This is a genomic window from Citricoccus sp. K5 (genome assembly GCF_902506195.1).
Classification (GTDB): domain Bacteria; phylum Actinomycetota; class Actinomycetes; order Actinomycetales; family Micrococcaceae; genus Citricoccus.
The window spans coordinates 3,245,095-3,263,357 of the sequence record NZ_LR732817.1 but is presented as its reverse complement, the minus strand read 5'-3'; the positions used below and the strand labels follow the sequence as shown (position 1 = coordinate 3,263,357).

Sequence of the window (18,263 nt, the reverse complement as noted above, 5' to 3'; positions counted from 1 at the left end):
GCACCTCCGCGCGGGCCAACACCCTGGCTCTCAGCGCGCCTCGGCCTCGAGGCGTTCCACGGTGGAGACCGCCAGTGCCCGGCGCGGGGAGTCCGCCGGCAGCATCTTCAGGGCCGTCATCCACAACTCGAGGTCGCCGACCGCCTCGGGGCGCGCGAGGTACGTCCACAGGTCCTCGATTCCGGCGTCCTCCAGCACCGCCTCGCGCAGGGCGAGCCCCAAGTGGTGGCGGATCTCGACGATGCCGGGCGCCTCGGACCGGGGCAGCACCGACCCTGCGGCGTGGCCCAACGCGACGCTCACCTCACCCCGGCGCAGGGCCTCCCGCGCCAGCACGGCGTCCGTGGCCAGCGCGCCCTCCAACCGATAGGGCCGAGCCCGGAGCGCCACCCCGGGCACACCGGCCTCGAGGGCTCGCCGGAGCCGGTGCACCTCGGCACGGAGGGTGGTGCCGGCGTCGTAACCGTAGACGAGTTCTTCCAGCTCTGCGCCGTCCAGGCCGGCGCCATGCCAGGTGAGCAGCGTCAGGATCTCGGCGTGCTTGCCGGGGATCTCCCGCCACGCACCGTCCGCGCCCGCCAACCGCGGCGGAAGGCCACCGGTGACGTGCAGGATGCTCCCGTGGACCGGGGCCGGCACGGGCGACGGGAGAAGGTGTTCCCGCCAGGCCGAATGCACCGCCTCGGCGGCGGCCTTCAGCAGGGGCAGGGCCAGCGGGGAGATGGCCTCGTCCCCACCGGTCAGGTCGATCACCCCGACGATGCGGCCGTCAGCCGGGTCGCGCAGGGGAACCGCCGAGCAGCTCCAGGGATGCACCACGGGATTGAAGTGCTCGGCCCGGCTCACCTGCACGGGCCGGCCGGAGTAGAGCGCCGTCCCGGGGGCAGAGGTGCCCATGGAGGCCTCAGACCAATCAGCGCCCGGGACGAAACCCATGGCGTCGGCGCGCCGGCGGGCCTGGTCATCGCCCTCGACCCACAGCAGGTGCCCCTCCGCGTTCCCCACCGCGACGATCAGACTGGCATCCGCGGCGGGCTCCACGAGGAGCCGGCGGATGATGGGCAGCACCGGGGCCAACGGGTGGCCCTGGCGCACCTCCCGCAGGTCCGAGTCCGTGACCAGACGAGGCTCCAGGGGCTTTCCGACGCCACCGTGCACCATCAGCGAGCGACGCCAGGACTCGGCGACCTCGGCACGGATCTGGCCGAGCATCCCGCGGTGATCCGGTCCCGCCAGCTCGCCCCGCGCCCGCTCGACGACGCGCTGATAGGCCGCACCGGACAAGTGCCCGGACAGGGACAGGGTCACCGCGCGTCCATCAGGCGGGACCGGATGAGGAAGCGCTTGCCTTCTGGTGCCTCCACCGAGAAGCCCGAGCCACGGCCGTCGACCACGTCCAGGGTCAGGTGGGTGTGCTTCCAGTAGTCGAACTGCTCGCGGCTCATCCAGAACGGCAGCTCCGTACCTTCGGGCAGGACGAACGTCCCCAGCAGGATGTCCGCTCCCCCGGTCTTGAAGTCACCGGCGGGGAAGCACATCGGCGAGGATCCATCACAGCAGCCGCCGGACTGGTGGAACATCAGCGGGCCGTGGACCTGCTGGAGTGAGCCGATCAGGTCCAGTGCGGCCTGGGTCATGCCGACGCGGGACACGGCCTCCCCGTCGATCTCAGGGCGGGCGTCCAGCACCGAGCTGAAATCGACCGTGCCGGTGGAACGATCCGTGGCATCTACTGCAGTGCGGGTGGATTCCGTGGACGGGGACGTCATGGCGCAACCTCCTGGCTGTGGCGGTGCATCCACGGTATCCCTAGTCGTGGCCCACGTCACTACCGGCGGAATGGATGGCCAGGTGAAGCACCAGGTACCCCTCCGGGTCCAGCGGGTCCAACCCCAGCACGGCCGCCAGCCGGGCCATCCGCTTGCGCACCGTGTTGACGTGCAGGTACAGCTCCCGACTCGTCTCGGCCAGGGATCCGCGCACGCGGACGAAGGCCTCGACGGTGGTCAGCAGGTCCGTCCCGTGGATGGCGTCGTAGCGCCGGATCGGCTCGAGGACGTGATCGGCGAAGGGTGCCAGCTGCTCCGAGGTCAGCCGGGCCACCAGCCCGCCGATGCTGGCCAGGTCCCGGGTCGAGGCCGGCCGGCCGCGCTGGAGCGCCACATCGAAGGCGCTCCAGGACTCGCCGAGGATTCGGCGCAGGTCACGCCCCGTGGCCGCCTCGCCCCAGCCGTAGAGGGGAATCGCCCGTGATTGGACATACCAGCGCACCGCCGGCTCCTCCCCCACCACCAGAACCCGGCGTTCCCGGTGGCCGATCAGGATCCGCCCCCGGGCCGGCTCGGGGAACACACCGCCGTCGGCATGACAGACGGCCGCCAGCAGCGTGGTGCCGGAGTCATGGCGGGAGTACAGGAACGGCGCATGATCCTCCAGGACGACCGGGTCGGCCTGCCCCCGCCGGACGTGGTCCATGAGCGCACCGACCATCGCCCTTTCCGTGTGGTGGGCTCGCCGCTCGGCCTGCTCGGTCCCCACCCGCTCGGTCACGGCCACGAACGGCGTGGACCGCGGCACCTCCAACACCGGCATCGAGGCCCGACGCGCGGCGGCCAGCAGCGCATCCGGCACAGCCTCGCTCCAGGGCCCGGTCCCGAACCCGATGGCGGCGGCACCGGTCCTGGATGCCCCGCGGACAAAGGCGGCAGCATCCTCGGTCCGCCGCCAGGCCGTGCCGGTGGTCAACAGCAGTTCGCCGCCGCGCAGGAACGGGGTGTTGTCCACCAGTTCCGTGGTCATCGCCACCCGCACCGGCCGGTCCAGGCGGCCCTCACCCACCCGCAACCTCAGCTTCAGTTCACCCCAGGAGAGCACCTGATGAACGGTCGGCCAGAAGGCCTCCTCCTGCTCGAAACGGCTTCCGGTGGTTCCTGAGGACATGTTTCGACCCTAGGACCGCGATATTTCGCTCCCGTTGCCGGGACGTGTAGATCCGCACACTCTTCGCCCCACACCGTGTGGGCTTCCACCCGGATTGTTTCCGCAGCGCCCCGGGCCACCTCCTGCTCCGTACTGTCTGGCGGTGTCCCCTCCGCCATCACCCGCCCCTCAGGAGCAGCCATGACCACGCTTGCACCACCCCCATCCCAGCCCGTTCGGCAGGCCCAGGAAACGGGCGCGTCCCGGGCGGACGGGTCCCCACCAGTCGACCGGGACTATCCGGCCACGCGCGTTCCACGGTCGGCCCGCCGGCCGACCCTCTCCCTGGTCATCGTCATCGCCGGATTCTTCTTCTACACCCCGACCATGGTGACCGGCGGCGGCGTGGCCGCGAGCTTCGCCTTCGGTCCCTACCTCGGCCTGGCCGTCACCGCCGCCGCGATCCTGGCCGTCTATATCGGGTTGCTGGCCGTCGCGAGCTCCCGAACCGGGTTGACCACTGTCCTGCTCTCCCGCTTGGTCCTGGGCCGCTGGGGCGGCAAATGGGCGTCCATCATCCTGGGCGGGACCCAGATCGGCTGGTACGCCATCACCGTCGGCATCCTCGGCAATCTGGTCTCCGCTGCCTTCGGCTGGTCGGTGGCCTGGCCGGTCGTCATCGTCGGCGGCATCCTGATGGCCACCACGGCGTACTTGGGCTTCAAGGGAATCGAGGTCATCTCCTGGATCTCCATTCCGCTGATGCTCCTCCTCTGCGGCATCGTGCTGGCCCAGTCCCTGGACCACATCGGAGGCTGGGACGGGCTCCTGGCCGTCGAGGGCAGCGGGGAGATGAGCGCCGGACTGGCCATCACGCTCATGGTGGGCACGTTCGTCTCCGGAGGCACCCAGATCGGCAACTGGAGCCGCTTCGACCGCGGCACCCCGGCCCGCGTGTTCACCCTGACCGCCCTGGCCGTGATCGTGGTCCAGTTCGGCATGCTGTTCTTCGGCGGCGTCGGCGCGGCCGCCTACGGCGAGCCGGACTTCGTGAACCTGCTGATGTCCATGGGCCTGGCCGGCGCCGCCGTCCTTCTCCTGGTGGCCAATCTCTGGACCACCAATGACAACGCCGCCTATGCCTTCGGCGTCGCCGGGGCCGAGCTGTTCGAGCGCAAGTCCAAGAGCCCGTTCATCATCGCCGGCGTGGCCATCGGCATCGTCCTGGCCCTGACCGGTGTGGCAGACGCCATGACGGGCTTCCTCGTGCTCGTCGGAGTGGTCATCCCGCCACTGGGCGGAGTCCTCATCGGCACCTTCCTCACCGCATGGCGGGGGCGCGACCCAGGCCTCGACCTGGAGGATCAGCCGCGCCTGAAGGTCCCCGGCGTGGCGTCCTACCTGGCCGGAGCGGCCGTCGCCGTACTCTGCAACCTGCTGTCCTGGGGCAGCCCCGCCATCGTGGGCATCATCGTCGCCACGGCCTGCGCCGCCGCCCTGGGCTGGACCGGCCGGACCCGGGACCTCGCCTCACACGCCTGAGGCGCCTCGGGTTCATCCCCCAGCGCCCAACCCACATCCCACTTCCCACTTCCCACTTCCTCAGGAGCGATCCCGAATGTCCCTGTTCATCCGCAGCGCCCACGTCATCACCATGGCGGAGGGCACCAGTAGCAGCCCGCAGGTCCTCGACCTGCGGATCGAGGGTCAGGACATCGTGGCCATCGGCTCGGACCTGCAGCCCGAGCCCCGTGACGAGATCCTGGACGGCCGAGACCGGCTCGTCACGCCCGGCTTCGTCAACGCCCACACCCACTCGTGGGAGACCGTGTACAAGGGTCGATATGACAACATGCCGCTGGAATTGTGGATGCTCTACACCTACCCGCTGCTCGGTGCTCCGCCGCGGTCGCCTGACTTCGTCCGCGTCCGATCCCAGCTGTTCGCGCTGGAGAGCCTGAAGTCCGGCGTCACGACCATCGTGGACGACGTCCTGGAGACCCCCTCACAGGACTTCGGCCAGCTCGAGGCCGTGGTGGATGCCTACGAGCGGATCGGGATCCGGGCCAATGTGTCCGGTCACGTCATCAATGTGCCCTTCGTGGACACCGTCCCCTTCGCCGCAGACCACCTGCCGGCCGAAGTGCTCCACGCGGTCCGGAACGAGTCCCTGCTCAGCGCCGGGGAGTACCTGGACTACAGCGAGCAGGCCATCCGGCGCTACCACGGCCGGGGGGAGGGACGCCTCCACTACATGCTCGCCCCGTCCGCGCCACAGCGCTGCACCCCGGACCTCCTATCCGGTGCCGTGGCCCTGGCCGGCCGCCACGGGATCGAGTGCCACATCCACATGCTGGAGACCAAGACGCAGGCGATCACCGGCCAGGAGTTCTACGGCATGACCCTGCCGCAGTACCTCGAGAGCATCCAGGCGCTCTCCCGGAACACCACCTTCGCCCATGGCATCTGGGTGACTGACCAGGACATCGAGATCTTGGCCAACCACTCCGCATCCGTCTCCCACAACCCGATCTCCAACCTGAAGCTCGGCTCCGGGATCCTCCCCTGGCGCAAATACCGGGACGCCGGGGTGAACCTGGGGCTGGGCACGGACGGCTGCTCCTCCTCGGACACCCCGCGGCTGCTCGAGGTCATCAAGATGGCGTCTCTGCTGCACAAGATCGGCGACTCCGATCCGGCGGCGTGGCCCTCCGTCGACGAGACCCTGCGGGCCGGCACCCTCGATGGCGCAAAGTCGGCCATGCTGGACCGCACCGTCGGATCCCTCGAGGTCGGCAAGCGTGCCGACCTCCTGGTGTGGGACCTCAACACCCTGAACTTCACGCCACGCCAGAAGCTGGATCACCAGCTGGTCTACTCCGAGAACGGCAGTTCCCTCGAATACGTCATGGTGGACGGCCGGATCGTGGTGGACCATGGTGCCCTCACCACCCTGGACGAGCAGGAGATCGTCGACGAGTTCAACGGCTACCTGCCGGAGATCCAGGCCTGGCAGGACCGGACTGATGAGCTCAATGCCGTCTTCCACCCGGCCTTCTCGGCGATGTACGAGACATGCCGCCAGGCGCCCCTGGACATCAACCGCTGGGCCGGCACGGCGGACTCGGTCCTGACTCCCTGACTCCCCTCAAGACCTGCCGGAGCACTGAAGGCTACCGGCCGACGTCGGGAGTTCCTAGCCTGGCTCCATGACCTCCAGCGACGATTCCCCGGACGGGACCACCAACGATCAGCCGTGGGTGCCGCCCCCGTGGGATCCGCCGCTGGCCGGCACCGAAATCGAACACGTGCTCGGCTCCCTGGAGCGCCTGCGCGTCACTTTCCGATGGAAGACCGGAGGCCTGGATGTGGCGGGGCTCGCCACGACCATCGGCGCATCACGCCTGACCATGGGTGGTCTGATCAAGCATCTGGCGGGGGTCGAGGTGATGAAGGCCGGGCCGGAGATCGACGGCTCCAGCCCCGGCGAGCCCTGGGCCTCCGCTCCGTGGGACGAGGTGCAGGACTGGGATTTCACCTCCGCCGGGCAGGACTCCCCCGAGCAGCTGTATGCGCTCTACGACGCCGCGGTGGCGCAGGCCCAGAGCCGGCTGGAGGCAGCCCTCGACCGGGGCGGCCTGGATCAGCGGATCGCCCTGTCCGATCAGGTCGATCTTGAGGTCTCGCTGCGCCGGAACCTCTTCGACCTCATCGAGGAGTACTCCAGGCATCTCGGCCATGCGGACCTGATCCGTGAGGCCGTGGACGGGCAGGTTGGCCTGGATCCGCCGTACCCGGAAGCCAGCTGAACGCACTGAAGGCCGCCCCCTCGGGGGCGGCCTCCGTGATGGGTCCAGCGCAGCGGGTCAGTAGGCCTTGACCCGCTGGTCCACGATCAGGTGGATGAGCGCGAACGTGCCATCCTCGTCGATCGCCTTGATGGCGGCCTCGACGGCGGCCGGGACGTCGGCGTCCTGCTCCACGCGCACGCCGAAGCCGCCGAAGGCCTCGGCCATCTTGGCGAAGTCCGGGTTCTTCAGCTGCGTGCCGGAGACCCGGTTGGGGTAGTCCCGCTCCTGGTGGGTGCGGATCGTGCCGTACTCCTGGTTGTCCATCACGACCACCAGCGGGGTGGCGCCGTACTGGGCGGCGGTGGCCAGTTCCTGACCGTTCATGAGGAACTCGCCGTCACCGGCGATGGTCACCACGCGGCGGCCCGGGTAGTTCAGGGACGCGGCCACGGCGGACGGCACCGAGTAGCCCATGGAGCCGTTGCGGGCCGAGACCATGGCGGCATAGGAGTTGGTGGGGAAGTAGCGGTGGGCCCAGTTGGTGTGCTCACCGGCACCCAGGGTGATCATGGCGTCCTCGGGCAGCGACTGCACCAGGTTGGCCATGAGCGTGTCCATGCGGGCCTGGCCCTCGGCCGGCTCGGCGGACGGCAGGGCGGCGAACTTCTCCTGCTCGCCGCGCATCCGGGAGGTCCATTCCTTCCACGAGTCCTTGACGGCCAGGTCCATGCGGACGAGGTCCCGCACGAACACGTCCGGCTTGGCCACGATCTGGTGGGACACGGGACCGGAGCGGCCGCGCAGCGAGGGGTCGATGGTGACGAGGAAATTCTTCCTGTCCCAGTTCTGACGGATGGTGAAGCCGTCCGTGACCACGTCACCGGGGACGGTGCCCACGAAGACGATGAGGTCGGTCTCCTCGAGCAGATCATAGGTCGGCTTGGGACGGCCGTAGCCGATCGGGCCCACATAGGACGGGGAGGTGAACGGCACGGTGCCCTCGGTGCGCCATTCGGCCGCAGCGGGGATGTTGTGCTCCTCGAGCCAGGTCGTCAGGGCCTCGGCCCCCTCGGTGGTCCAGTCGTTGCCGCCGGTGATGAACAGCGGCTTGTCGGACTCCTGCAGTGCCTCGTTCAGGGCCTTCCAGTCCTCCACGGTCATACCGCCGGTGGCCACCGGGATGTTCGGGTGCAGCTCGGGGCTGATCTGCTCCTTGATGATGTCCTCATGCAGGCCCACGATCACCGGCCCGGGACGGCCGGACGTGGCGGCGAACATGGCCTCGGCCACGATCTCGGAGGCACGGCTGGCGTGGTCCAGGGTCATCACGCGCTTGGCGCCGGATTCGAACCACATCTGCGGGTCGAACTCCTGGAAGGCCTCCTTGCCGCGGTGCTCGAACGGGATCAGGCCCACGAACAGGACCATCGCGGTCGAGTCCTGCCAGGCGGTGTGCAGGCCGACATGCGCGTTGGCGGCACCGGGACCGCGTGTCACCATGGCAATGCCCGGAACGGAGTTCATCTTGCCGTCGGCCTCGGCCATGTACGCGGCACCGCCCTCGTGGCGGCAGATGACGTTCTCGATGGTGGAGTGGTGCAGACCGTCCAGCACATCGAGGTAGCTCTCACCCGGGATGGAATAGATCCGCTTGACGCCGTGCGCCTCGAGGGTGTCGACGATGACGTGTCCGGCCGACTTCGTGGTGGCCGTGGTCTGTTCAGTGCTCATGCAGTACTCCTTGGACTGTGGGCGGTGCCGGACATGCCGACTCCGCGGCCCGAGATGGTCCTCGGGCGGCGCGCAGGTCAAACTTTGTACAAAGTACCCCAGCTCCAAGGCCCCACCGCGCGCTGTGGCCGGATGTGTCGTCCGCACCGAGCACGTGGTCTTCCCTGAATGCGATCTGTTGAGTTCCTGTCCACTACCCGTTTCAGGGCCAGTCGCCTGATCAGCACCCCCAAGCGGACGTACAGTGCTGTCACCGTCCGAAGTATTCATCCCCGAATTCCGGACAGCCTCAAAAGGACGAAACGCACTATGTTCTCAGCAACCACCACCAGTCGTCTGGCCCAGGCCGCGACGCTTGCCAACACGGCCCCCGGTCCCCGCGGCGGTCGCCTCCTCCCCGAGCGGCTCGACCAGCCGGCCGAGCTTCCCGCAGCCCTGCCCGGCTGGAACTTCGACGACGACCCCTCCAGCGCCACCCTGCGCTCCGTCCGCAAGCTGCGCGCCGCCGTCGCGGGCATCTGGCAGGACGCCCATGCCCTGGACATCGGTGCCGCCCTCGAGGGCGTCAACCTTCTTTTGGCCTCGGCGGGGCCCGTGCACGTGTTCGCACCCGAACCGGCCACGGCCCGCACGCCCGCGGTCCTGGCTGCCGGGCAGGACAGTGACGTCCCGGAGAAGACCCTCTCCACCTCTCTGGCCCTGGCGCTGGCCGAGGTGGCCCTGGCCGGCGAGCTGACACGGCTGCGGACCTGCTCCGGAGAGGACTGCACCAACGCCTTCGTGGACCTGACTCGCAACCGTTCCAAGCAGTTCTGCGATGAGGCCAACTGCGCCAACCGCGCCCACGTCAAGGCCTACCGGGCCCGGCGAGCTGCGGAGTCCCCGGACCATGGTGAGCTCTCAGACCACGGAGACCATGCGGAGTACGATGCCGCATCGGACGAGATTGCCTCGGAGCACGGTTCGCTGGAGGATGCGCCGGAGAAGAAGGACAAGCCCGGGAAGAAGAAGTCCAAGAAGGGCAAGAAGAAGAAGTAGGCTCGACACGTCCCCACCCGGGACACCGTTCCCGTCTCACCCGGACGGTGCCGTCAAGGCCCGACGCACACGTCGACCGTTGTTGCCCGCCGCCGGCCGGTCCCCCGACCTGGCCCGTGGCGCTGGTCCCTGATCGCCGTCCACGTGAGGATTACACCGTGAGCTCCACGCCCCTGATCCCTGCCATCCCGCACCACTTCACCCCCACCCCCGGCCAGAGGATCGATCCGGTCCTGGCGCGCTCCTGGCTACTGGTCAACGCCGTCCACCCTGAGAAGTTCCCGGCCGCCGAGGACTCCCCGGCGGACATCGTGGTACTGGACATCGAGGACGCGGTGGCGCCCCAGGACAAGGACACCGCGCGGGCGAACGCCGTGGAGTGGCTGTCCGGCGGGCACTCGGCCTGGGTGCGCCTCAACGGCTACGGCTCCTCGTGGTGGGAGCAGGACGTCGCGGCGCTGGCCGCCACCCTGCCCCGCGCCTCGGGCGGGCCGGTCCCCGAGGGGGGCCTGGCCGGCGTCGTGCTGGCGATGGTGGAGTCCACCGACCACGTGAACGAGACTGCGGCCCGGTTGCCGGGCATCCCGGTGGTCGCACTGGTGGAGACGGCCCGAGGGCTGCAGCGCATCAACTCGATCGCCGCGGCGAAGGGCACCTACCGGCTGGCCTTCGGGATCGGCGACTTCCGGCGGGACACCGGATTCGGAGAGTCTCCGCTGGCGCTGGCCTACGCGCGCAGCCAGTTCACCATCGCCGCCAAGGCCACCGGCCTACCTGGCCCGATCGATGGCCCGACCGTCGGCACCACGGGCGTGAAGCTGGCCGAGGCTGCCGCCACCACGGCGGAGTTCGGCATGACGGGGAAGATCTGCCTGCTGCCCGAGCAGTGCGCCGTGGTCAACGAGGGGCTGAGCCCGTCCCAGGACGAGATCACCTGGGCACACGAGTTCCTGGACGACTTCGCCACGGACGGCGGGATCATCCGCAACGGTTCTGATCTGCCGCGCAAGGCCCGGGCGGACCGGATCCTGGAACTGGCCGAGGCTTTCGGGGTGCAGTGGATCCGCGAGGACGAGGACGATCACGCCCCCGCGCCCTCGGACACCTTCCACTACTGAGGGTTCAGGACCCCTGTGGTTCGCCTGTGCCGGCCTGGTCACGGCCCTCGGGCTGGTCGGCCTGGCGTGCCGCATCCCGCTTGCGCTGGGCCTCGGCCTTGCGCCGGGCGACGGACTGCCGGTGCAGTTCCTCGGAGGAGCGGTGCACGCCGGAGCCCTGGGAGAGGTGCTTGGGGTTGTCCTTGGCGGCCAACTGGAGCATCGCCACGACCACGAGGGAGACGATGAAGAAGATCCCGAAGGCGATCAACCCGAGATCGAGACGCAGCGGGTTGTCCGAGCCTCCGGAAGCGGTCATCGTGGCCACCGCCCCGCCCACCAGGGCCAGGACGAAGGAGAACCACAGTGGCCCCTTGATGGACTGCAGGAACCCGGCCTTCTGCTGCGCCGGCACGGCAGGCTGGGCAGCCGACGTCTCCGGCTTCCCCGTGGCCTGCCCCGGGGCACGGCCCGGCCGGGCGTCACCGGGACGGGACGTCTCGGGCTGCTGACCGGCGCTGGGCGTGCTCACTGACCATCTCCTGTACTGCGGGTGGTCGGGCCGGATTCGATAGAACGGGCCTGACCTGCTCAAAGTGTGGTGGCGCGTCGGCCTCGGGCCGGGACGCACCCCTCATTCTACGCGTTGTAGAGAACGGGGCCGACCGCCCCTAATGACTGCTCCGGGGAGCACGTCCGGTCAGCTGCGCGGGGCGCGCGGGCCCTCGTCCTTCTGGGCCGCCAGCGCGGCCGGGCCGGCGTCGTGCCGGAAGCCGAAGCCGGAGATGGCGAGCAGCACCGCGATGATGATGGCGCCGCCGCCCACGATGCCTAGCAGGCCATGCGCGTCCAGGTGGAGGAACAACAGCAGTCCGACGCCGGACAGGATGCCCACCGCGCCCGTGTACAGCTGGTCGCGGGCCGGCACGAAGGCCGTGCGGTACTGCAGCCATGCCACGAACTCCGCCAGTCCCGAGCCGATGAGGGCGACTGCGGCGATGATCCCCGCCACGAACTCAGTCCCGGCGAACAGCAGGGCGATGGCACCGGCCATGAAGAGGGCCGCGGCGATCGAGAGCGGTCCGCGCATCTTCTCCGGCACCGGATCCCGGCGCAGGTACTCCCACAGCCCGGACCCGGAGAACACGAAGTAGGCCGCCAGGCCGTACTTCAAGACGGGCAGGCCGGGCTCCTGGAGGAAGACGGTGGTCAGACCGAAGATCGCGGCGATCAACGCGCGGATCAGGATCGGCTTCCACATGATCGCGGCGGTCTCGGCGGGGGCTTTTGCTGCAGGCACCCGACCATTCTAGGTGGATGCCGTCAACCGCCCGTCCGCATCCACGCATCCGAGCGGGTCCGCAGCCCGAGGGTGAGCGCGCGGGCCCCCATGAAGACCCCCGCGAAACCGGCCCACAACAGCGCCAGCTGGGTGCCGGCATCGGGCGCCTGACCGGTTCCGGCGCCGGTGGCGAGCCACCCGAGCCCCGCGAGTGCCGGCAGGTACACCGCCAGGTTCACGACGCCGGCCAGCGCCAGATAGCGGGCATCGCCGGCTCCGATGAGCACGCCGTCCAGGACGAAGACGTAGCCGCTCAACGGCTGGGAGGCGGCCAGGACGAGGAGCCCGGCGGTCGCGGCGGCCTGGACGGCGGGCTCCGGGGTGAACAACGGCGGGAGCACCCAGGCGAGGACCGCGAGGACCGCACCGGTGATGACCCCGAACCACAGCGACCACCTGATCATGGTGCTGGTCAGGGCACGCGCCTCCTCTTTCCGGCCGGCGCCGAGCTCCCGGCCGATCAGGGCCTGAGCCGCGATGGCGAGGGCGTCCAGGGCGAAGGCCATGGTCGAGTAGACCGTGAAGACGAGCTGGTGTGCGGCAAGCGTGGCCGTGCCGAGGCCGGTGGCCGCCACCACCGTGAAGAGGATGGCGGCGCGGAGGGTGGCGGTGCGCAACAGCAGCCAGGAGCCCACCTGGGCGGTGGCGAGCATGCCGGGACCGGACGGGGCCAGATGGGTGCCGGCGGTGCGGAACCGCGGGTACAGCACGGCGAGGTAGACCACGAACATGGCCCACTGCACCAATGAGGTGCCCATGGCCGAGCCGGCCACGCCGAGGCCCGCGCCGTAGACGAGCACGAAGTTCAGCCCGATGTTCGCGGCGAAGCCCACCCCGGCCACGATCAGCGGGGTCTTGGTGTCCAGCAGCCCCCGCAGGATGCCGGTGGCGGCCAGCACGCCGAGCATCGCGGGGATCCCCGGCATGGACCACTGCAGGTAGGCCACCGCATGGTCCTGCACCGCACCGTCGGCACCGATCAGCCCGGCCAGCGCCGGGGCGGCGAGCCAGCCCGCCACGGCCAGGACGCCGCCGAGCAGCAGGGCCAGCCACACGCCGTCCCGTCCGCGGTCCATCGCCGCCCCCAGGTTGCCGGCGCCCAGGAACCGGGACACGGCCGGCGTCGTGGAGTAGGCCAGGAAGACCATCAGCCCGGTGACGGTGTGCAGCACCGTGGTGCCGACCCCGACGCCGGCCAGCTCCGCGACGCCCAGGTGGCCGATGATCGCGGTGTCCGCGAGCAGGAACATCGGCTCGGCCAGCAGGGCCCCGAACGCGGGGACGGCGAGGGTCAGGATCTGCCGGGAGATCGGGCGAGCATCCCGGGGTGCTGCAGTCACATGCCCTCGGGCAGCAGGGGCAGGAGCGTGTAGGCCACGACGATGGAGACCAGGTTGTTGAACACGTGCAGGATCGTGGCGTAGGCCAGTGACTTGCCGGTCAGGACGTAGGCCACCGTGATGGCGGCGGCGAGCGTCAGGTACGGGATGACCTGGACGGGGTCGAAGTTGAAGCCGGTGCTGAGGAAGTGGATCAGGGCGAACAGCACCATCGAGATCACCACGCAGACCCACACGTTGATCCACCGGGAGAGCTTGCCGATCATCAGGTGCCGGAAGATGTACTCCTCCACGAACGGCGCCATGAACACGGTCACCAGCAGCATGGGCAGGAACGCGACCTGGGTGGTCATCTCCTCGATGGCCAGCTGGTTGGCACTCTTGATGGGCTGGCCCGCAGCCATCACCACGAGGGCGTTGACCATGATGCACACGAACCAGATCACCGGGATGAGCCCGATCTTGAGCCACCCGTACTGCTTGAAGGTGCGGAACGAGGCGATGAACGGCTTCCAGCACGCGATCAATGCCAGGACGGTGAGGACCGAGTACGAGATCAGATTGATGCTGAAGGTGAACGAGCCCTCGTTGAGCGTGCCGTCCGTCTCCGTGAACTGCTCCTGGAAGCCCGGGATGAGCGTCACCAGGACGGCCGCGCCCAGGATGAAGATGAGCAGGTAGGCCAGCACCGTGACCAGATCCATCCACGTGGGCTTGCCCGGGTCGAGGACGATCCGGTCCTGCGGGCGGCGGCCCGGCCACCCCGGCGGGATGATCAGCTGGCCCTGCGGTGAGGACCCGTGACCGTCGGCGGGGCGGTGTGGCTCGTGTTGCGGTGCCTGCCGCGGCTCATCGGTCATGCGCCCATGTTATCGACGCGGACCGGTGCCCCCAACATGGCCTTCTGCTGGCGCAGCCGGCTACCGGCCGGCGTGGGGACCTGTCACGCCCCCGGAGGACTCGGGACGGTGCTGCCCCGGTTCCACCACGGGGACGGTCCCACTCACCGCGGGCACGCCACCGGTCGCGGGGTCCTCCCCCACCACCGGAATGGCGCCGGTGCCCACGGACACTGCCGCCTCCTCCGCGTCCAGGTCCACGCCCTGGGTGAACTGGGACATGTACAGCCGGTAGTAGGCACCCTCGGCGTCGAGCAGCTGCTCGTGCGAGCCCTGTTCCACGATGTCCCCGTGCTCCATCACCAGGATCACGTCCGCATCGCGGATGGTGGAGAGCCGGTGCGCGATCACGAAGGACGTCCGGTCCGAGCGCAGGGCCGCCATGGCCTCCTGGACGAGCACCTCGGTGCGGGTGTCCACGGAGGAGGTGGCCTCGTCCAGGATCAGCAGCGCGGGATCGGCGAGGAAGGCGCGGGCGATCGTGATGAGCTGGCGCTCACCGGCGGAGATGTTGGCTCCCTCCGCCTCGATCACGGTGTCATAGCCGTCCGGCAGGGTGTGGACGAAGCGGTCCACGAAGGTCGCCTTCGCCGCCGCCACCACCTCCTCGTCCGTGGCGTCGAGCCGGCCATAGCGGATGTTCTCCCGGATGGTTCCGCCGAAGAGCACGGCGTCCTGCAGCACCATGCCGATCTGGCCGCGCAGCACCCCGCGGTCCAGGGTGGCGATGTCCACGCCGTCGAGCCGGATCTGGCCGCCGTCGATCTCGTAGAACCGCATGATGAGGTTGACCAGGGTGGTCTTGCCCGCCCCGGTGGGGCCGACGATGGCGACGGTCTCCCCGGGATGCGCGTCCAGGGACAGGTCCGTGATGAGCGGTTTCTCCGGCGTGTAGGAGAACTGCACGTGGTCGAACTCCACCCGGCCGTGCACCGGCTGGGCCAGCTGGCCGGGCTGCTTGCCGTCCGGATCCAGGGTGCCGCCGTCTGTCCGCTGGCGCTGGACGGAGAGGTCCTCCTCCTGCTCATCGGCGTCCAGCAGCTCGAAGATCCGCTCGGCCGAGGCCACGCCGGAGATGAGCATGTTCGCCATACCGGCCATCTCACCCAGCGGGGCGTTGAACTCGCGGGAGTACTGGATGAACGCGGTGACCTGGCCCAGGGACATCTGCCCGGTGGCCACCCGCAGGCCGCCGACCACGGCGATGCCCACATAGCCCAGGTACGTCACCCACTGCATGATCGGCATGATCATGCCGGAGTAGAACTGGGCCCGGAAGGAGGCCTCGTAGAGGTCCTCGTTCCGCTCGTCGAAGCGCTCGCGCATGGACTCCTGGCGGCCGAACACGGTCACCAGCTCGTGCCCGGTGAAGGACTCCTCGATGTGCCCGTTGAGCCGCCCGGTGTTCTTCCACTGGGCGGTGAACAGCTTCTGCGACTTCGAACCGATGAGGCCCACCACGATCCCGGCGATCGGCAGGGCGATCAGCGCGATCAGCGCGAGCTGCCAGGAGAGCACGAACATCATGATGGTGATGCCGATGATGGTCATGACCGCGTAGAACAGGGATGCGAACGCCTGCTGCATGGCGGTCTGCACGTTGTCCACGTCATTGGTGGTCCGGGACAGCAGGTCCCCGCGTTGGCGCGTGTCGAAGTAGCTCAGGGGCAGGCGGTTGACCTTGGCCTCGATCTGCTGGCGGATCCGGTAGACCACGCGCATCACGATCTCGTTGAGCACGAAGCCCTGGAGCCAGTCGAACAGGGACGCCACCACGTACATGCCCAGCACGATCGCCAGCATCCGCGAGAGCGTGGTGAAGTCGATGCCGTCGCCCAACCAGCCGTCGAAGATCACGTCCATGGCCTGGCCGAGGATGGCCGGGGCCCAGACCGTCAGGATGGTCGAGATGGCGCCGAAGACGAACACCATCACCACCCCGAACTTGTGGTCCTTCAGGGTGCTGAAGAGCCGCCCGAGGGACGGCCAGAAGGTCTTGGCCTTGCGCGGCGCGGAGCCTTCGCCCCACTCGCCGGTGCCCACACTGTCCTGCAACTCGGCGATCTCCTGCTCGGACACGACGCCGGCCGCGGCACCGCCGTCCTTCGCGGCACCTGAAGCGGTGGACCGGAAGGCGGTGGACCGGTACGCGGGACGCTGGACCTTCGGGAAGAGATCCTCCGGACGGCCGGCTGACTGGCTGGACTGGGTGCTGTGGTTGCTCTTGCCCGTGCTCATGCCACTTCCTCCGCGCTGATCTGGGAATCCACGATCTCCCGGTAGGTATCCGAGGTGTCGAGGAGTTCCTGATGGGTGCCGCGGCCGACGACCCGGCCTTCCTCGAGCACGATGATCTGGTCAGCCTCCGTGATGCTGGAGACGCGCTGGGCCACCATGATCGTGGTGGCGCCCTCGGTGTAGCCGGTCAGGGCCGAGCGCAGCCGGGCGTCGGTGGTGACGTCCAGGGCGGAGAACGAGTCGTCGAACAAATAGACGCGGGGCTTGGCCACCAGGGCCCGGGCGATGCACAGGCGCTGGCGCTGGCCGCCGGAGACGTTGGTTCCGCCCTGCGAGATGGACGAGTCCAATCCGGTCGCGGCGCTCTCACCCTCGCCGGTGGTCCGGTCCCGGACGAACTCGGTGGCCTGGGCGGTGTCCAGGGCCGCCCAGAGATCGGACTCGGAGGCATCCGGCTTGCCGAAGCGGAGGTTGTCCGCCACGGAACCGGAGAACAGGAACGGCTTCTGGGGAACGAACCCCACGGCTTCGGTGAGGGAGGCCCGGGTCATGTCCGCCACGGGCACGCCGTCGATCAGTACGGTGCCCCCGGTGGAGTCGTAGAGCCGGGGGACGAGGTTGATCAGGGTGGTCTTGCCGGAGCCGGTGGAGCCGATGATCGCGGTGGTCTGTCCGGCCTCGGCGGTGAAGGAGACGCCGTCCACGATGGGCGCCTCGGCACCCGGGTAGGCGAACGTCACGTTGCGGAACTCGACCGTGCCGTCCTTGCGCTGCGGCTCGATGGAGTGCTCCGGCTCCTGGACGGAACCGGTGGTGGTGAGCACCTCGCCGATGCGCCGGGCGGTGATGATGGCGCGCGGGAACATCATGAACATGAACGTGCCCATCATGACGGCCATGAGGATCTGCAACAGGTACTGCATGAACGCGGTCAGGGCGCCGACCTCCACGAGGCCGTCGTCCACGCGGTGTCCGCCGAACCACAACACGGCGGCGGTGGCCAGGTGCAGGACCATGGTGATGAGCGGTCCCATCAGGATGAACAGCCGGCCGATGTTCACGGAGGTCTTGGTCAGCGTCGCGTTGGCGTCCGTGAAGCGTCCGGTCTCGTGGCGCTCCCGCACGAAGGCCCGCACCACGCGGATACCCATGATCTGCTCACGCATCACGCCGTTGACGTCGTCGATGTTGGTCTGCATCCGCTCGAACAGGGGCATCAGGCGCTGCACCAGCAGGCCCACGATCAGCAACAGCACGGGGACGGACACCCACACGAGCCAGGACAGGCCCGGGTCCTCCTGGATGGCCATCACGATGCCGCCGATGGACATGATCGGGACCATCACCATGAAATTCAGGGCCATCAGCACGACCATCTGCACCTGTTGCACGTCATTGGTGCCGCGGGTGATCAGGGTGGGCGCGCCGAAGCGGCCCATCTCCTCGGCGGAGAAGTGGTCCACCCGGGTGTAGATGGCCTGGCGGATGTCCCGGCCGATCGACATGGACATGCGCGCGCCGAACCAGACCGCCGCGATGGCGGTGATGACCTGGACCAGGGCGACGGCCAGCATGACGGCGCCCACGCGCCAGATGTACTCGGTGTCACCGGTGGCAATGCCGTTGTCGATGATGTCAGCGTTGAGACTGGGCAGGTACAGCGTGGCCAGGGTGGCGGCCAACTGGAGCACCAGGACGGCCACGACAAGGGCCCAGTAGGGCTTGCCGTAATGCCGGACGAGTTTCCACAGCATGGGGTTCGCTTCCGGATCGTTCCGCCCACCTGCCGATCAGGCAGGAGGGATGTTGATGATGGGGACCACTTCCGGGCGCAGGAATGCCGCTGTGACCGAGAGAGTGTGGGCTGC

At 69.0% G+C, this 18,263-nt stretch carries 15 protein-coding genes; 5 read left to right on the top strand and 10 right to left on the bottom strand.

Annotated elements, in window-relative coordinates; genetic code table 11:
• Positions 1–30 precede the first annotated feature (30 nt).
• From BOSE125_RS14715 to BOSE125_RS14705, 3 genes are all read right to left on the bottom strand, one after another.
• Positions 31–1,308, bottom strand: a complete 1,278-nt coding sequence (locus BOSE125_RS14715; protein ID WP_236558038.1) for a helix-turn-helix domain-containing protein — start codon at positions 1,306–1,308, stop codon at positions 31–33.
• Positions 1,305–1,637 (bottom strand): DUF779 domain-containing protein, encoded by a 333-nt coding sequence (locus BOSE125_RS14710; protein WP_236558200.1) that lies wholly within the window; start codon positions 1,635–1,637, stop codon positions 1,305–1,307. The genes BOSE125_RS14715 and BOSE125_RS14710 overlap by 4 nt, the downstream gene beginning before the upstream one ends.
• 172 nt (positions 1,638–1,809) lie before the next feature.
• Positions 1,810–2,940 (bottom strand): PucR family transcriptional regulator, encoded by a 1,131-nt coding sequence (locus BOSE125_RS14705; RefSeq protein WP_159553733.1) that lies wholly within the window; start codon positions 2,938–2,940, stop codon positions 1,810–1,812.
• Positions 2,941–3,120: 180 nt separating this feature from the next.
• On the opposite strand from BOSE125_RS14705, the gene BOSE125_RS14700 reads away from it, so the two are divergent.
• The 3 genes from BOSE125_RS14700 to BOSE125_RS14690 all read left to right on the top strand — a co-directional run bounded on the left by BOSE125_RS14700 (position 3,121) and on the right by BOSE125_RS14690 (position 6,728).
• On the top strand, positions 3,121–4,461 hold the full coding sequence (locus tag BOSE125_RS14700) for a cytosine permease (protein ID WP_159553731.1): 1,341 nt from the start codon (positions 3,121–3,123) through the stop codon (positions 4,459–4,461).
• A gap of 76 nt (positions 4,462–4,537) precedes the next feature.
• Entirely contained in the window at positions 4,538–6,061 is a 1,524-nt protein-coding gene (locus BOSE125_RS14695) for an amidohydrolase family protein (protein WP_159553729.1), read from the top strand.
• A 67-nt stretch (positions 6,062–6,128) separates the two neighbouring features.
• The gene (locus BOSE125_RS14690; RefSeq protein WP_159553727.1) at positions 6,129–6,728 is read left to right on the top strand and encodes a DUF664 domain-containing protein; all 600 of its coding nucleotides are present in this window, start codon (positions 6,129–6,131) and stop codon (positions 6,726–6,728) included.
• A gap of 57 nt (positions 6,729–6,785) precedes the next feature.
• Here BOSE125_RS14690 and BOSE125_RS14685 read toward each other — a convergent pair whose 3' ends face one another.
• Entirely contained in the window at positions 6,786–8,441 is a 1,656-nt protein-coding gene (locus BOSE125_RS14685; protein ID WP_115932349.1) for a thiamine pyrophosphate-dependent enzyme, read from the bottom strand.
• A 309-nt stretch (positions 8,442–8,750) separates the two neighbouring features.
• On the opposite strand from BOSE125_RS14685, the gene BOSE125_RS14680 reads away from it, so the two are divergent.
• Both BOSE125_RS14680 and BOSE125_RS14675 read left to right on the top strand, forming a co-directional pair.
• Positions 8,751–9,479, top strand: a complete 729-nt coding sequence (locus BOSE125_RS14680; RefSeq protein WP_159553725.1) for a CGNR zinc finger domain-containing protein — start codon at positions 8,751–8,753, stop codon at positions 9,477–9,479.
• Between the two features lie 158 nt (positions 9,480–9,637).
• Positions 9,638–10,597: a CoA ester lyase gene (locus BOSE125_RS14675; RefSeq protein ID WP_159553723.1), complete on the top strand. Its 960-nt coding sequence runs from the start codon at positions 9,638–9,640 to the stop codon at positions 10,595–10,597.
• 4 nt (positions 10,598–10,601) lie between these two features.
• Here the strand turns inward: BOSE125_RS14675 and BOSE125_RS14670 are convergent, their stop codons facing one another.
• From BOSE125_RS14670 to BOSE125_RS14645, 6 genes are all read right to left on the bottom strand, one after another.
• Positions 10,602–11,108 carry a hypothetical protein gene (locus tag BOSE125_RS14670; protein ID WP_236558037.1) on the bottom strand — a complete coding sequence of 169 codons (507 nt, stop codon included), beginning with the start codon at positions 11,106–11,108 and terminating at the stop codon, positions 10,602–10,604.
• A gap of 168 nt (positions 11,109–11,276) precedes the next feature.
• Positions 11,277–11,876, bottom strand: a complete 600-nt coding sequence (locus BOSE125_RS14665) for a hypothetical protein (protein WP_236558036.1) — start codon at positions 11,874–11,876, stop codon at positions 11,277–11,279.
• Between the two features lie 23 nt (positions 11,877–11,899).
• Positions 11,900–13,258 (bottom strand): MATE family efflux transporter, encoded by a 1,359-nt coding sequence (locus tag BOSE125_RS14660; RefSeq protein WP_159553721.1) that lies wholly within the window; start codon positions 13,256–13,258, stop codon positions 11,900–11,902.
• Entirely contained in the window at positions 13,255–14,118 is an 864-nt protein-coding gene (locus BOSE125_RS14655; protein ID WP_159553719.1) for a CPBP family intramembrane glutamic endopeptidase, read from the bottom strand. Before BOSE125_RS14655 ends, BOSE125_RS14660 begins: the two co-directional genes overlap by 4 nt.
• 60 nt (positions 14,119–14,178) lie before the next feature.
• A complete protein-coding gene (locus BOSE125_RS14650) occupies positions 14,179–16,395 on the bottom strand; it encodes an ABC transporter ATP-binding protein (RefSeq protein WP_159553717.1) in 2,217 nt (738 codons plus the stop codon).
• Positions 16,392–18,149, bottom strand: a complete 1,758-nt coding sequence (locus BOSE125_RS14645; RefSeq protein WP_159553715.1) for an ABC transporter ATP-binding protein — start codon at positions 18,147–18,149, stop codon at positions 16,392–16,394. The genes BOSE125_RS14650 and BOSE125_RS14645 overlap by 4 nt, the downstream gene beginning before the upstream one ends.
• Between the last annotated feature and the right edge of the window lie 114 nt (positions 18,150–18,263).

Coding starts and splice junctions, on each gene's coding strand:
- BOSE125_RS14710 (WP_236558200.1), bottom strand. CDS start 1,637: ATGACCCAGGCCGCACTGGACCTGATCGGCTCACTCCAGCAGGTCCAC.
- BOSE125_RS14705 (WP_159553733.1), bottom strand. CDS start 2,940: ATGTCCTCAGGAACCACCGGAAGCCGTTTCGAGCAGGAGGAGGCCTTC.
- BOSE125_RS14700 (WP_159553731.1), top strand. CDS start 3,121: ATGACCACGCTTGCACCACCCCCATCCCAGCCCGTTCGGCAGGCCCAG.
- BOSE125_RS14695 (WP_159553729.1), top strand. CDS start 4,538: ATGTCCCTGTTCATCCGCAGCGCCCACGTCATCACCATGGCGGAGGGC.
- BOSE125_RS14690 (WP_159553727.1), top strand. CDS start 6,129: ATGACCTCCAGCGACGATTCCCCGGACGGGACCACCAACGATCAGCCG.
- BOSE125_RS14685 (WP_115932349.1), bottom strand. CDS start 8,441: ATGAGCACTGAACAGACCACGGCCACCACGAAGTCGGCCGGACACGTC.
- BOSE125_RS14680 (WP_159553725.1), top strand. CDS start 8,751: ATGTTCTCAGCAACCACCACCAGTCGTCTGGCCCAGGCCGCGACGCTT.
- BOSE125_RS14655 (WP_159553719.1), bottom strand. CDS start 14,118: ATGACCGATGAGCCGCGGCAGGCACCGCAACACGAGCCACACCGCCCC.
- BOSE125_RS14650 (WP_159553717.1), bottom strand. CDS start 16,395: ATGAGCACGGGCAAGAGCAACCACAGCACCCAGTCCAGCCAGTCAGCC.
- BOSE125_RS14645 (WP_159553715.1), bottom strand. CDS start 18,149: ATGCTGTGGAAACTCGTCCGGCATTACGGCAAGCCCTACTGGGCCCTT.